The sequence below is a fragment of the Pseudoflavonifractor capillosus genome (assembly GCF_016899775.1).
In the GTDB taxonomy this organism is placed as follows: Bacteria; Bacillota; Clostridia; order Oscillospirales; family Oscillospiraceae; genus Lawsonibacter.
Genome location: NZ_JACJJE010000036.1, coordinates 21,284 through 34,210, shown reverse-complemented (window position 1 = coordinate 34,210; position 12,927 = coordinate 21,284). Strand labels below are relative to the sequence as shown.

At 60.7% G+C, this 12,927-nt stretch carries 14 protein-coding genes; all 14 read right to left on the bottom strand.

The genetic code is table 11. The features are described from left to right. Positions 1 to 131 precede the first annotated feature (131 nt). Positions 132 to 713, bottom strand: coding sequence for a hypothetical protein (locus H6B31_RS11375; RefSeq protein ID WP_204898622.1), 582 nt, complete (start codon positions 711 to 713; stop codon positions 132 to 134). Then, entirely contained in the window at positions 710 to 1,270 is a 561-nt protein-coding gene (locus tag H6B31_RS11370) for a sigma-70 family RNA polymerase sigma factor (RefSeq protein ID WP_204898621.1), read from the bottom strand. Before H6B31_RS11370 ends, H6B31_RS11375 begins: the two co-directional genes overlap by 4 nt. A 154-nt stretch (positions 1,271 to 1,424) precedes the next feature. Continuing rightward, positions 1,425 to 2,051 (bottom strand): stage II sporulation protein R, encoded by a 627-nt coding sequence (gene spoIIR, locus H6B31_RS11365; protein ID WP_204898620.1) that lies wholly within the window; start codon positions 2,049 to 2,051, stop codon positions 1,425 to 1,427. A gap of 71 nt (positions 2,052 to 2,122) precedes the next feature. After that, positions 2,123 to 2,974 carry a 4-(cytidine 5'-diphospho)-2-C-methyl-D-erythritol kinase gene (gene ispE / locus H6B31_RS11360; protein ID WP_204898619.1) on the bottom strand — a complete coding sequence of 284 codons (852 nt, stop codon included), beginning with the start codon at positions 2,972 to 2,974 and terminating at the stop codon, positions 2,123 to 2,125. 33 nt (positions 2,975 to 3,007) lie between these two features. Beyond that, positions 3,008 to 4,294 carry a DUF1015 domain-containing protein gene (locus H6B31_RS11355; RefSeq protein ID WP_204898618.1) on the bottom strand — a complete coding sequence of 429 codons (1,287 nt, stop codon included), beginning with the start codon at positions 4,292 to 4,294 and terminating at the stop codon, positions 3,008 to 3,010. 878 nt (positions 4,295 to 5,172) lie between these two features. Next, positions 5,173 to 5,409 (bottom strand): hypothetical protein, encoded by a 237-nt coding sequence (locus H6B31_RS11350; RefSeq protein ID WP_204898617.1) that lies wholly within the window; start codon positions 5,407 to 5,409, stop codon positions 5,173 to 5,175. Between the two features lie 48 nt (positions 5,410 to 5,457). Next, positions 5,458 to 5,691 (bottom strand): hypothetical protein, encoded by a 234-nt coding sequence (locus H6B31_RS11345; RefSeq protein ID WP_204898616.1) that lies wholly within the window; start codon positions 5,689 to 5,691, stop codon positions 5,458 to 5,460. A gap of 33 nt (positions 5,692 to 5,724) precedes the next feature. Then, positions 5,725 to 6,327 (bottom strand): bifunctional phosphoserine phosphatase/homoserine phosphotransferase ThrH, encoded by a 603-nt coding sequence (gene thrH / locus H6B31_RS11340; RefSeq protein ID WP_204898615.1) that lies wholly within the window; start codon positions 6,325 to 6,327, stop codon positions 5,725 to 5,727. 90 nt (positions 6,328 to 6,417) lie between these two features. Then, on the bottom strand, positions 6,418 to 7,074 hold the full coding sequence (locus tag H6B31_RS11335; RefSeq protein ID WP_204898614.1) for a nucleotidyltransferase domain-containing protein: 657 nt from the start codon (positions 7,072 to 7,074) through the stop codon (positions 6,418 to 6,420). Between the two features lie 82 nt (positions 7,075 to 7,156). Further along, positions 7,157 to 8,335 carry an aminotransferase class I/II-fold pyridoxal phosphate-dependent enzyme gene (locus H6B31_RS11330; protein ID WP_204898613.1) on the bottom strand — a complete coding sequence of 393 codons (1,179 nt, stop codon included), beginning with the start codon at positions 8,333 to 8,335 and terminating at the stop codon, positions 7,157 to 7,159. Then, positions 8,332 to 8,811: an Lrp/AsnC family transcriptional regulator gene (locus H6B31_RS11325; protein ID WP_087291036.1), complete on the bottom strand. Its 480-nt coding sequence runs from the start codon at positions 8,809 to 8,811 to the stop codon at positions 8,332 to 8,334. Before H6B31_RS11325 ends, H6B31_RS11330 begins: the two co-directional genes overlap by 4 nt. 174 nt (positions 8,812 to 8,985) lie before the next feature. Further along, the gene (locus H6B31_RS11320; RefSeq protein ID WP_204898612.1) at positions 8,986 to 11,148 is read right to left on the bottom strand and encodes a TRAP transporter fused permease subunit; all 2,163 of its coding nucleotides are present in this window, start codon (positions 11,146 to 11,148) and stop codon (positions 8,986 to 8,988) included. Positions 11,149 to 11,176: 28 nt separating this feature from the next. Then, complete coding sequence (locus H6B31_RS11315) at positions 11,177 to 11,647, bottom strand: DUF1850 domain-containing protein (protein ID WP_204898611.1); 471 nt, start codon at positions 11,645 to 11,647, stop codon at positions 11,177 to 11,179. 118 nt (positions 11,648 to 11,765) lie between these two features. Next, positions 11,766 to 12,842, bottom strand: a complete 1,077-nt coding sequence (locus H6B31_RS11310; protein ID WP_204898610.1) for a TAXI family TRAP transporter solute-binding subunit — start codon at positions 12,840 to 12,842, stop codon at positions 11,766 to 11,768. Positions 12,843 to 12,927 lie beyond the last annotated feature (85 nt).

The following is a 12,927-nucleotide window of genomic DNA, read 5'->3' as shown; positions in this document are numbered from 1 at the left end:
CCTTCACTTTTCTTTTCCCTTTTTCTTACAAAATCCCTGTTTTCATCTCTTGAAAACAGGAGTTCTTTGACAGACTGACGCCGCCCATACGGGCGGCGTTTTTCCTTTGCTTCAAGATTTTCCTGTCCCCATCAGCTTCCGTCTCCAGAAATGGGGATCAGCGCCTGTAATAGCTCCTCCCCTGTGACACCTAGCTGCGCATCATCCCCTGCGAATGGGATGCGCAGCAAATATTGCTGGTCCACTTCATAGACATATACGTAGATGCCGGAGCCAATATCCTGCGTATCCCCCAGAAGGGAGAGAACCTCGGCCCGTGTCATGACCGGGGTCAGTTTTTTGATCTGGTCGGAGGTTACCTGCGCCGGTGTCTCCGCCGGTTCCTGGTGTTCCGTCCGCAGGGCAAGAATCTCCTCCGTCAGAGGACTGCTCTCCCCCGCGTCAATGGTCTTTGCCGCTTCCTTCACTTCTGACCGGGAGTAATCCCTTAGTTCTTCCACCGGAATCCCCAAGGAGTTGAGATAGTCCGCCGCCGCATGGTACTGAACCGTATCAATGGCAAATGCGGTAAGCGGCAGCAGCAGGCAGAGGCAAGCGGCGGCCGCCCCCCACCTCATCCAGCCGGACTTTTTAGCTCTGCGGCCCACTCCGGCCTCTTTCACATAGGTCTCGTCTATATCGCCGAGGATTTCACAAAACACTTCTTTTCTCACAGCTCAAATCCCCTCTCTAACAGGTAGCGGTGCAGTTTGGCGCGAAGGCGGCTCAAAACCACCGACACATGGTTTTCTGTCATTCCAAACCGGGATGCAATATGGGCAATACGGTCAAAGTACCAGTACCGGCAGACAAAAATGCTTCTCTTATCCGCAGGAAGCTGTTCCAAAAATGCGTCTATCGCCTTTATCAACTCCCTGCGGTCTATTTCCTGTTCCACACTGTCTGTATTCGATACAAGCTCCGCGATTTCTTCCAGGACGGCCGGAGCCTCCCCACCGCCCCGCTTGTCTGCGGTATTGCATTTATATCGGTTGAAGGACAGGTTCCTCGTGATTTTTCCCAGGAATGCAGACAGAACGCTGGGCCTGTGGGGCGGCATGGAGTTCCACGCGCTCATATATGTATCGTTGACGCATTCTTCGGCATCTTCTGCATTGCCCAGTATGTTTCTGGCAATCGAGGCGCAGTAGGCTCCATATTTGTCCGACGTAGCGGAAATGGCCTGCTCATCCCGATCCCAATATAGCTGTACGATTTTCCCGTCATCCACGCGCTTCCACCTCGCTTTCAAATTTCCCCGTTCACTGATATACACAACTTTTGCGCCAAAATCTTACAACCCAAGCCACACTTTTTTAGCCGCCTCCTGCCTACGTCAGGACCACAGAAACAGAAACGCCGCCCATGTGGGCGGCGTTTCTCTGTCATGAGAGCAGGAACCCCTGCAGCTGCCCCAGCAGCTCCATGGATTTGAATTTCAGCACATAGCCCTGGTCCTCCTCGGTGATGAGGGCGGCCTGGTCCTGGGAGAAGTACCCCGCGGCGGCGGCGTCCTCCACTGTGTCGGAGGCCGCCCCCAGGCACAGGGGCGGGAAGGCCACGCACCACCAGTTCTGCCCCTCCCCCGCGCCGATGACCACCCGCAGGGCGGTGTACTCCCCGGCGGGGAGGGCGAAGCCGTCGTACTCCTTGGTGGGGAACCAGCACTTCTCCAGGGAGGCAGTCACCGGGTAGTCGTACCCGGCCGCCTTCACCGTCTCCTGCCCCGTCCGGGCCAGCTCCCCCAGGTGATCGGACAGGGCATCCCTGGCCTCCTCCAGGGTGGCCTCCTGGGGATAAAACTCCTGCGTGGCCGAGAGCACCGCGTCCCGCACCTGGAGCTTCAGGGCCTGGTCCTCCGGGCTGTCCGAGTTGGCAATCACGTGGAAGCGAATCACCCGGTCGGCCAGCTGGGTCTGCTCCTCCCCCAGCCAGAAGCCGCACAGGAGGGCGCACAGCACCCCCGCCATCAGGGCGATCTCCCACCGCTTTAAGCTGCGATCCAAAGGCATAAAAAACACCGTCCATTCTATTGGCATCCGCTATGTATCGGTACCCATAGAATAGCCGGTGTTTTCGCATTTTAAACCGTCTCGCACAAAAAAGTGTCCCGGTAGCGCTGGGCCAGGCAGGCCCGGGCCTCCTGAGCCGCCTCCAGGCGGTCGAACAGGCCGAAAGCGGTAGGGCCGCTGCCGCTCATGTTGGCCCCCAGGGCCCCGCACTGGATCAGGATGTTTTTAATCTCGGCCACCCGGGTGTAGAGGCGGGCGGGGAGTACGTCCTCAAAGACGTTGTACATCCGCCGGGCCACGCCCCCCAGGTCTCCCGCCTCCAGGGCGGCCACCAGTCCGGCGGTGTCCGGCCGGCGGCGGAGCTTCACCCGGTCGGCCTGGGCGAACAGCTCCGGGGTGGAGATAGGGAAGTCGGGCTTGCAGGCCACCACCCAGCACCGGGGCAGGGGGGCCAGCGGGGTGAGCACCTCTCCCCTCCCCTCGGCCAGGGCGGTGCCCCCCAGCACGCAGTAGGGCACGTCGGAGCCCACCCGCTCCCCCAGCCGGGCCAGCTCTTTGGGGGAGAAGGGGGCCCCCGCCCGCTGGTTCAGGGCCCGGAGGACAGCGGCGGCGTCGCTGCTCCCCCCGGCCATCCCGGCGCACACCGGGATGCGCTTCTCAATGCGGATGTCCAGGTCCTCCTGCTCCCGGCCCAGGGCCTCCCAGAACCGGAGGGCGGCGGCGGCGGCCAGGTTCTTCTCCCCGGTGGGGAGAAAGCGCAGGTTGGCGCTCACCCGCAGCCCCTCCCCCTGGTTCTCCTCCAGAGTGAGGGTATCCGCCAGGGTGATGGACTGCATCACCATCCGCAGATCGTGGTAGCCGTCCTCCCGCTTGCCCAGAATGTCCAGGGTCAGATTCAATTTGGCAAAGGCCTGTATTTCCACACCGTCACCTCCCTGCCGGGGATTTCATTTCGGTCAGTCCCGGATTTTCCGGGCCTCCAGATAAAAGCGCTTGTCGTGGGCCTCCCCCATGGAGAAGGTCTTGCGGGGGAGCACCCCGTCCCGGATGACCGTGGGGAAGAGCTCCTCCTTGCCCATGGCGGGCAGCAGGAATCCCACCGTGTCCGGCTGGGCGGAGAGCTTCCGCACCACGTCCTCCCCGTGGATGTAGTCCACCCGCACCCCCTTGTGCCGGGCCAGGTACCAGTCCAGGAAGTTCTGGAGGGTGCCCACCGGCAGCTGGGCCGCCGGGTCGGGGACGGAGATTACGCCCTGAGTCTCCCCGTACACATAGGTCAGCTTGTGGCCGGCCCCATCGCCCCTCTTAGCCCCCGGATAATACTCCGTCAGAGCCTCCAGCAGTTCCTCCGGCTTCGCCCCGAACACCAAGCGGTGGATGGGCTCGAACTCCAGGGAGGCGTCGTGGAGGTTGTCCAGCTCCACCAGGGCGTACCGGGCGGGCAGGGTAGCCCAGTGCTCCGGGGGGGTGAGCCGCTTCTGCCGCTCATAGCACTCCTTGGCGGTAGCCAGGGAGTGGTTGCCGTCCCCCACGGCAAAGAGCATCACCGCCTCGTCCTTGGTGCCGTAGCGGGCGTTGAACTTGGCCGGGTCGGCCAGGGCGGACAGGGCGCGGGCCACCTGGGCCTGCTGGTCCTCCGTCAGCTCCCAGCCCTTGATATGGCCGCCGCGCTCCATCAGGTCAAAGTCGTACAGCACCTGCATGGAGCCCGTCTGGTCCGCCAGGGGCTCGATCACCGTCTGGTCCGGGTCGTCCACCAGGAGCATCACATGGGGCAGCTCCACCGGGGCGTTTTTCCGCACCGCCACCCGGGGCGGGATGCGGGAGAGCACCGTCCCCTCGGTGGCCCGGATGGGGGCGGAGGAGCCCGGCTCATAGTCGTACTGCTCCAGGTCCACCATGCCCATCAGCCCACGGCGCACCTTGCCGTTGTCCAGGGTGCGCTCCACGTAGAACAGGGCGCCGGGGTGCTCCACAAACCGCCCCTCCCGCAGATACCGGCTCATGGTGTTGTTGATCTCCATGATGTCGGTCTCCACATTGGGGCCCTCCAGACAGCTCTCCGGCAGGATCAGCCGCAGGGTGGAGGGGGCACGGCCCACGTACTCCTCCACCCGCTGCCAGTACTCCGGCTGGGAGGTGTACTGGTCGCAGGCCACCACGCTCCACTTGGAGTACTCGCAGTCCTTGGGCAGAAGGATGTCCGCCGGGCGGAAGGGGAGGGTTTCAAATAAATCGTTCATCAATGGTCACTCACTTTAATTGGTCTCTTGATGCAGGGGGAGTTTCGCCGACATCTTCGTCTTTCGCACTTCTGTAGGGCCCGATGCCCTCATCGGGCCGCTGGGTGGTTCTTTTCGCGGGGGATTTCGCCGCCGGCCCGGTTTCCGTTTACTCCGTAGGGCGCGACGACCCGGCGCGCCGTCTCGGGGGGCACAGGGGATTTCGCCGCCTGCGGGCGGCGACCTTCTTTTTCCATGGCGAAAAAGAAGGCAAAACGCCCCCGGGGACGCGCCCGATGGGCTACGGCTCCGCTTCGCTCCGCCTAGGCCCATAGGCCGCTTTCCCCGGACCCCATTACGGGGGACACACTCCTGTTTGATGCTGCTGGATTTCCGGCGCGCAAAATCTGAGTGGTCGCTTGCGATTCCTTCCGGGCCCACTGGGGCCCTGGCTTTGCAAAAATTCAGGGCCTATGCGATTCCACGACTGCGCCTGGCTCTGCCGAGCCAACGGTACCGGTGCAGAATACGCCGTAGGGGCGACCCTTGCGGTCGCCCGCAAGCCTTCCCCCTCCAAGGGGGCGGATGAGGGTAACCTCTTGGCTTGCCCCCGGCGGGAGCCCCAAGGGGCTCCCCTACCCAGACACGGAGGGTTCTCTTGCGATTCGTAGGGGAGGGGCTTGCCCCTCCCGCCCCAGATAGGTTTCTACTTTCGTAGGGCGCGGCCTCCTGGACGCGCCGTTCCGGTTGCTCACAAAATGTCGTAGGGGCGGCTATCAGCCGCCCGAAAGCCTTCCCCTTGGGGGGAAGGTGCCGAGCGAATGTGAGGCGGATGAGGGGGCAGATTTCCGCCTACTTTGCAGGTGCGGCCCCCCCTGGACGTCACGCTGTGGGAAAGGTTACTTTTTGAGCCGCTCCCACTCCTCCATCTGGGAGATTATGCCGTCCAGCTTTTCCTCCATCCGGTCCCGCTGTTTTTGGACTTCTCGGCAATGGACCACCAGCACTCCCAGCCCCACAGCCGCCGCAGCAATCAGGAGCAGGACCCCGATGAGGGTCAACAGGTCAAGGCTGCTTAGCCAGGCCACCAGGTAGACGAGGACAATAAATCCAAAAATGACTGCCACGGTCTTCATAGAGCACACTCCTCTCGCAAAGCCTATCTTTGCTTCTGCTCTGTGGGGTCACTCCTCAATGTGATTGGAAGCGCGGTCCGATTCCGGCTTTTCCGTCTTGGAGGTCAGGGCGTTCAGCTTTTCCTCAATTCGGATCAGCCGCAGGGTGACACAGAACAACGCCGCGAAAAGCGCGCCCGCGCAGAGAATCCCGCCAAAAACCACACCCATATCGCCCAACAGAACCAGGACGACATAGATCAGCACAGAAAATCCGAGTGTTCCGCCCAGAAACAGCAGCATCGGTCTCTCTCCTCTCTGGATTGGTCCGCAGAATTAGTCCATAGCCCCCTTGATGGCGCGGAGCAGGTCGCCGAACTCCTCATAGGCGGGCAGCTCCGGGTGGTCGGCCTTGATCTGCGGGGTGCTCTTGAACAGGAAGCCCGCCTTGCTGGCCTGGATCATGCCCAGGTCGTTGTAGCTGTCCCCGGCGGCGATGGTGTCGTAGCCGATGGACTGCAGGGCCTTCACGGTGGTGAGCTTGGACTGCTCACAGCGCATCTGAAAGCCGGTGATCTCCCCGCTGGGGGCCACCTCCAGGGAGTTGCAGAAGATAGTGGGGTAGTCCAGCTTCTTCATCAGGGGCATGGCGAACTCCTCGAAGGTGTCGCTGAGAATGATGACCTGGGTGAAGGAGCGCAGCTCGTCCAGGAACTCCTTGGCCCCGGGCAGGGGGTCGATTTTGGCGATGGTGGCCTGAATTTCCTTCAGACCCAGGCCGTGCTCCTTCAGGATGCCCAGCCGCCACCGCATGAGCTTGTCGTAGTCGGGCTCATCCCGGGTGGTGCGGCGCAGCTCCGGAATGCCGCTGGCCTCGGCGAAGGCGATCCAGATTTCCGGGACCAGCACGCCCTCCATGTCCAAACAGGTAATGTACATCGTTTCTATTCCTCCTGTCGCAAAATCGCGTCACAGTTTGAGCCGGCCTCCGCCCCCTGCGGGGCGGAGGCACAGAGATAACCGCTGTTTTCAGATTTCCGCCCCATATTCCCGGATGAGCCGGGAGGACCAGGAGATCAGCGTCTCGCACAGGACGCGAAACTCCGGTGTCTCCGGTGCGGACAGGGCGGCGGCCCGCTCCCGCCCCTCCAGGACGGCCCGGTCCTCTTCCCCCAGGCGGGGCAGGAGCTCCCGGGAGCGGGTCAGGTCCTCCCCGGTCTCCAGGAAGTGCTTGGCCTGGAGAAGAAAGCCCGCCTGCTTATAGAGCTCCCCCAGCATGGGGACGCTCTTGTCATGGAGCCGGTTGTGGACGGCGGCGTGGTAGATGCCGCAGGCCCCGGCGTGGACCGCTTTTTGAATGTCCCTCCGCTCCACCGGCGGGAGAATCTCATCCAGAGAGCCCAGCCAGGGGCGGGTGTCCCGGGCAAACTGGAACAGCTCGGACCGCTCCCAGGCGGCCAGCTCCTCTCTTCCGGACACAAAACCGCACACCAGCTCCCGGTGGGAAAGCCGCTTCAGCAGCCCCTCATACACATCCAGGTCGGCGGGGGTCAGCCGGTCCAGCACCACCACTACGTCGATGTCGCTGTCCGGCCGGCCCTCTCCCCGGCCCCGGCTGCCCTGGAGCCCCACGAAAACCAGCCGGTTTTTAAATACGTTTTGTAATTCTTTTAAAAACAAGTCCATCCAGGACTCTATATTCAAGGGGTCTCCCCCACTGCTGCCTGCGGTATTCATCGGATCATTCTTAATTCTTAACTCTTAATTCTTAATTTTCTTTGCCCTTCAGGTTCTGAAGGAAGTTGTCCATGCGGCTCACCGCCTCGGCGATGTCCTTCATGGAGACCGCATAGCAGGCCCGCACAAACCCCTCTCCACCGGGGCCAAAGGCGTTTCCGGGGATAACGGCTACCCGCTCTTCCATCAGGAATCGCTCACAAAACTCCTCCGAGGTCAGGCCGCTGGAACGGATGCAGGGGAACACATAGAAGGCCCCCTTGGGCTCGAAGCAGGTCAGGCCGATGCGGTTCAGGTTCTCCACCAGATACCGGCGGCGGCTGTCGTACTCCTCCCGCATGTGCTCAATGTCCCCGTCCCCGTTGCGCATGGCCTCAATGGCGGCGTACTGGCTGGTGGTTGGGGCGGACATGATGCCGAACTGATGGAGCTTGAGCATTTGCTGGATCAGGGGCGCGGGACCACACAAATAGCCCATGCGCCAGCCGGTCATGGCGTGGCTCTTGGAGAAGCCGTTGACCACAATGGTACGGTCGTAGAGTTCCGGCAAGTTGGCCGGGGACACGTGCTTCTGGCCGTAGGTGAGCTCGGCGTAGATCTCGTCAGAGAGGATCATGATGTTGGTGTCCTTCAAAACGGGCACCAGGGCCTCCAGGTCCTTCCGCTCCATGATGCCGCCGGTGGGATTACAGGGGAAGGGCAGCACCAGCGCCTTGGTCTTGGGGGTGATGGCCGCCTTCAACTCCTCGGGGGTGAGGCGGAACTGATTTTCCTCCTTGGTCTCCACATAGACGGGCACTCCCCCCGCCATCTCGGTCAAAGGCCCATAGCACACGAAGGAGGGGGTGGGGATAATGACCTCCTCCCCTGGGGCAAGCAGGCAACGAAGCGCCAGATCAATGGCCTCGCTTCCCCCCACAGTCACAATAATCTGGGACTTATAATCGTAGTGCAGATCAAAACGCCGCTCCAAGTAGGCGGAAATTTCCCGACGAAGCTGGAGCAGTCCGGCGTTGGAGGTGTACTTGGTGTGGCCCCGCTCCAGGGAGTAGATGCCCGCGTCCCGGATGTGCCAGGGGGTGACAAAGTCGGGCTCGCCGATGCCCAGGGTGATGGCGTCGGTCATCTCCTCCAAAATATCAAAATATTTCCGGATGCCGGAGGGCTTGATGCCCTGGATCTTCTGATTCAAAATCTGGTCATAATTCATGAAAATACAAACTCCCTTTCTTGGGGCTCCGGACGTCGGAACACCAGATGCTTCTCTTTATATTTCTTCAAAATGAAGTGGGTGGCGGTGCCGGTGACCCCCTCGATGGTGGCCAGGCGCTCGCCCACGAACTGGGCCACCTCCCGCAGGGTGCGCCCGGAGATGATGACGGTCAGGTCGAAGGACCCGCTCATCAGATACATGCTCTCCACTTCCTCGTACTGGTAGATCCGCTCGGCGATGCGGTCAAAGCCGTCGATGCTCTGGGGGACCACCTTCACCTCGATGAGGGCAGTGACATTCTCCCGCTTCACCCGGTCCCAGTCGATGATCGCCTGATAGCCCAAAATGGCGCCATCCTCCTCCAGGCGTGCTCGCTCCTTCTCTACCTCTGCCTCGGTCATGCCTGCCTGTGCGGCCAGCTGTGCGGTAGGTTGAGTACAGTCTTGTTCCAGCAGTTCCAGCAGCGTATGCATAGTCTGGGACCTCCTTGTATGGATTTTCTCCCGTCCAGAATCACAAGCCGGGAATTGGTTTCATTATAGCTTATTTTCCCCTATAAGGCAATGCGCGGCAGAAAAAAAGAGCGGCTCCTCCCGATGGGAGGAGCCGCAGTTCTGTCTGAAAAGTTTGGGCAGGCCGTTCCGCTGTCAGGCGGGCCGTACGGCCTCCTTTTTGTTGAGCATCACCTGATAGACAATCATGACGACCAGGATCACCGCGCCGATCATATCGGTGAAGGCGCCGGGGTCGATCATGCACAGGCCGGCGGCGATGCACACCAGCCGCAGCACCATGTTCAGCTTGCGGAGCATGAAGCCGATGAGGCCTGCGCCCAGCAGGAACATGCCGCAGAAGGAGGTGATGGTGATCCGCACCACGTCAAAGGCGGTATACTCGCCGATGAACAGCATGATGGGGCTGAACACGAAGATGTAGGGGACGATGAAGGCGGCGATGGCCAGACGGGTGGCGTTCAGGCCGGTCTTCATGGGGTCAGCCTTGGCAATGGCGGAGCCGGCATAGGCGGCCAGAGCCACAGGAGGCGTAATGTCAGCCACGATACCGAAGTAGAACACGAAGAAGTGAGCCGCCATCAGGGGCACGCCCATCTGGATCAGGATTGGGGCGCAGGTGGTGGCCATGATCACGTAGTTCGCCGTGGTAGGCACGCCCATGCCCAGAACAATACAGCACAGCATAGTCAGCACCAGCGCGATGATCAGCTGGTCGCCCGCCACTGCCACAATGGCGTTGATGATAATCTGGCCCAGACCGGTGGAGGTTACCACGCCGGCCACAATGCCCGCCATGCCGCAGGCCACGCCCACGGACAGGCAGCTCTTGGTGCCGCCCTCCAGAGCGGTGACGTAGGTCTGCACATTCTTCCGGTTGGGCTCGCTGATCAGGGTAAAGATAATGAACAGCACGAAGAAGATGGGCAGGAACCAGGTGGTCATCAGATCCCGGTAGGCATACAGCTCCTGGGAAGTGGCGTTGGGGAAGATCGCCGTCAGATTGGGCATGCCGAAGGCGTAAATCAGCAGGGGAATGCCGGGAATCAGCATCAGCAGCTTGCGTCCCACGCTCTTCTCCCGGTCCATCATGCTGGCCACGATGGCCACCAGGGAGGAGACCACCGCACAGTAGGCCATGGTAAAGGAGCCGGTCTGCATGACGGTATACACCAGCACCACCAGGGGGAGCAGCAGGTAGAACTTGGGCCAGATGTCCCGGAATTTCGGCAGCTCAGACCGCTTCAGGCCCTTCAGCCCCATGGACTTGGCCTTGAAGTGCACCATGATGAAGATACCGGCAAAATACAGGAACGCAGGCAGGATTGCCCGGATGATAATGGTGTTGTAGGACTCGCCGGTCATCTCAGCCATCAGAAAGGCCGCCGCGCCCATAATGGGGGGCATGATCTGACCGCCGGTAGAGGCCGCCGCCTCCACCGCGCCGGCAAACTGGGGCGGATAGCCGGTTTTCTTCATCAGGGGGATGGTCACCGAGCCGGTGGTCACGGTGTTGCCCACGGAGGAGCCGGACACCATGCCGCACAGGGCGGAGGAGATGACAGCCACCTTGGCCGGGCCGCCGGTAGCCGAACCGGCGATGGCATTGGCCAGGTCAATGAAGAAGGCCGCAATGCCGGTGGCCTCCAGGAAGGCGCCGAACAGGACGAACAGGAAGATGTAGGTGGAGCACACCTGGATGGGGGTACCCAGAATGCCCTGAGTGGTGTAGAACAGGGTGTAGATCAGATCCTTGAATTCCATTCCCGAACCCAGCAGGGCATAGGCCATAAAGGCCACCACCACCACGATAATCGGGATGCCCACCACCCGGCGGCAGGCCTCAATGAGCAGCAGAATCGCCAGCGTACCGATGATGATATCAATGGTATCCAGGCGGCTTCCTTTGTAGATCAGGTCGTCCAGGAAATAGATCTGATAGCCGAAGGTGCCAATGGACAGCACCGCCAGCACAATGTCGTACCAGGGCATATAGTTGACCCGGGTGACCGCGCCCTTCTTGATGGGGTACATGATGTAAACGAACACCAGGATCAGTCCCAGGAACCAGCAGCGGCGGACGCTGCCGTCCATGCTGGAGAACATGCTCACGTACACCATGAAGATCATAAACAGCGCCATGGCGTAGCGGATGACCTGCTTGGGCAGCCCCTCCCAGATCTTTGTGTTGGACTCCCGGTCATACTTTTTCATGACCGCTTCCACATCGGCCGCAGTTCCTACGTCTACGTCGATAGGGGAAGAATCTTCTACCGTCCGTTTTTCTTTTTCTTCCACAATCGCTCTCCTCCTTTTTGTCACACATTTAAAAAGACCGGTACTCACAGGACAAAGTGATGATGGAATCTTTTCCGCACAGCTCGCTGAGACTGATGACCCTGGTATTTCCCACCTGGGTCTCCAGTTGTCCGGTGTACACGCCGATCAAATCTTTGATCTGCGGGTAGTCCTGACTCACCTCTCCCAGCAGCAGGGTGCGGTCAGAAAATCCCCCCGCCGAAGAGCTCAGCTCCGGAAAGGGCTGATGGATATTGTCTACAATCAGCGCGCCGTCCTCGCCCACCCGGAACGTCTCTCCCGGGTTCAATTCTGTCTGGACGCCCGCGCCGAACTGATAGTAGATGGTGGTCTCCGCATATAGAACGCCGTCCTCCCCCACCTGAAACACATCCAGCAGCGGGTACAGGTTTACAGAGTGGATAAACCCCAGGCCCACCTGCTCCCCCGGCTGTACCCGGTAACTGGCATAGAGCTCCCCACTGTGCTCGTCCCGCACCGTGAGGTACCATCCTCCCCGTGTCCCAATGAAAAGGGCCGCTGCAATAATAGCAGCTATTATTGCAGCGGCCCCCAAAATTCGTTTGCGATGCAAGGTTCAGACGCTTTCCCGAATATTAAGCGGTGGTGGGGGCGTCGATGAGCAGGTTGCCCTCCTCATCCAGCACGCCGGCCTCCACATAGTATTTCAGGGCTCCGGGATGGACGGGGACGGAAATACCCTTGGTGGCGTCATAGTCGGTCAGCAGCTCGAACTTGGGATGGCCGACAATCAGCTCATCCTTGTTCTCAAACAGGGCCTTGGTAAGCTCATACACCGCGTCCTCGCTCAGGTCGGTGGAGGCGACCAGAACGGCCTGGACGGCCACGCAGGTCACTTCATAGTCCACACCCTCATAGGTTCCGGCGGGCAGGTTCTCCTGAACCAGGAAGTGGTAATTCTCCGTGAGGTAATCCACGGCCTCCTGGGTCAGAGAGACCATGGAGAAGTCCATGCCGCTGGTGGCCAGCTCGGTGATGGCCACGGTGGGGGCGCCGGCCACGGTGAAGGCCGCGTCGATCTGGCCGTTCTTCAGCTGCTCGGAGGCGTCGCCGAAGGAGCCGTAAGTAACATTGATGTCGTCATAGGTCATGCCGTAGGCTTCCAGAACCTGACGGGCATTGAACTCGGTACCGGAGCCCCGGTCGCCCACACAGACGGTCTTGCCGGCCAGCTCGGACACGTCGGTAATGCCGCCGCGGGCGGTGATCTGAACCGTCTCATTGTACAGGCCGGCCACCCAAAGGGCATCCGTCTCAGGCTCCTCGAACATGTCCTCGCCGTTGTGGGCATAGGTCAGCACGTCGGACTGAAGAATAGCCAGCTGATACTTGTCATCGGTAATGCCCTGGACGTTCTCCTTGGAGGCGCCAGTGGAGGTGGCGGTCATGTTCAGCACATCACCGATAATGGGATTCAGTACAGTACACATACCAGAACCCACGCCGTAGTAAGTACCGGTGGAGCCGCCGGTGGCCAAAACAGCCGTTTCACCCGAGCCGCCACTCGGGGCCGCTGCGCTTGTTCCGCCAGATCCGCTTTCAGAACCGGAGCCGGAGCCGGAACTCGACGCATGGGGGTTGCCACAGCCGGACAGCGCCAAACTAGCCGCCATCGCCATGGCCAGGACAAGAGCAAGTTTCTTTTTCAGCATAGTGATTCCTCCAATTCAAAAAATGATTTTCTGGGGAATTTTGCTTGCACACTCATTATAGTCTAATTGCATGTATAATGCAAGA

Bases quoted from the DNA above. Each gene is read 5' to 3' on its own strand.
- H6B31_RS11355 (WP_204898618.1), bottom strand. From the start codon at position 4,294: ATGAACGATTTATTTGAAACCCTCCCCTTCCGCCCGGCGGACATCCTT.
- H6B31_RS11310 (WP_204898610.1), bottom strand. From the start codon at position 12,842: ATGCTGAAAAAGAAACTTGCTCTTGTCCTGGCCATGGCGATGGCGGCT.
- H6B31_RS11330 (WP_204898613.1), bottom strand. From the start codon at position 8,335: ATGAATTATGACCAGATTTTGAATCAGAAGATCCAGGGCATCAAGCCC.
- thrH (WP_204898615.1), bottom strand. From the start codon at position 6,327: ATGTACATTACCTGTTTGGACATGGAGGGCGTGCTGGTCCCGGAAATC.
- H6B31_RS11325 (WP_087291036.1), bottom strand. From the start codon at position 8,811: ATGCATACGCTGCTGGAACTGCTGGAACAAGACTGTACTCAACCTACC.
- spoIIR (WP_204898620.1), bottom strand. From the start codon at position 2,051: ATGCCTTTGGATCGCAGCTTAAAGCGGTGGGAGATCGCCCTGATGGCG.
- H6B31_RS11345 (WP_204898616.1), bottom strand. From the start codon at position 5,691: ATGCTGCTGTTTCTGGGCGGAACACTCGGATTTTCTGTGCTGATCTAT.
- H6B31_RS11335 (WP_204898614.1), bottom strand. From the start codon at position 7,074: ATGGACTTGTTTTTAAAAGAATTACAAAACGTATTTAAAAACCGGCTG.
- H6B31_RS11350 (WP_204898617.1), bottom strand. From the start codon at position 5,409: ATGAAGACCGTGGCAGTCATTTTTGGATTTATTGTCCTCGTCTACCTG.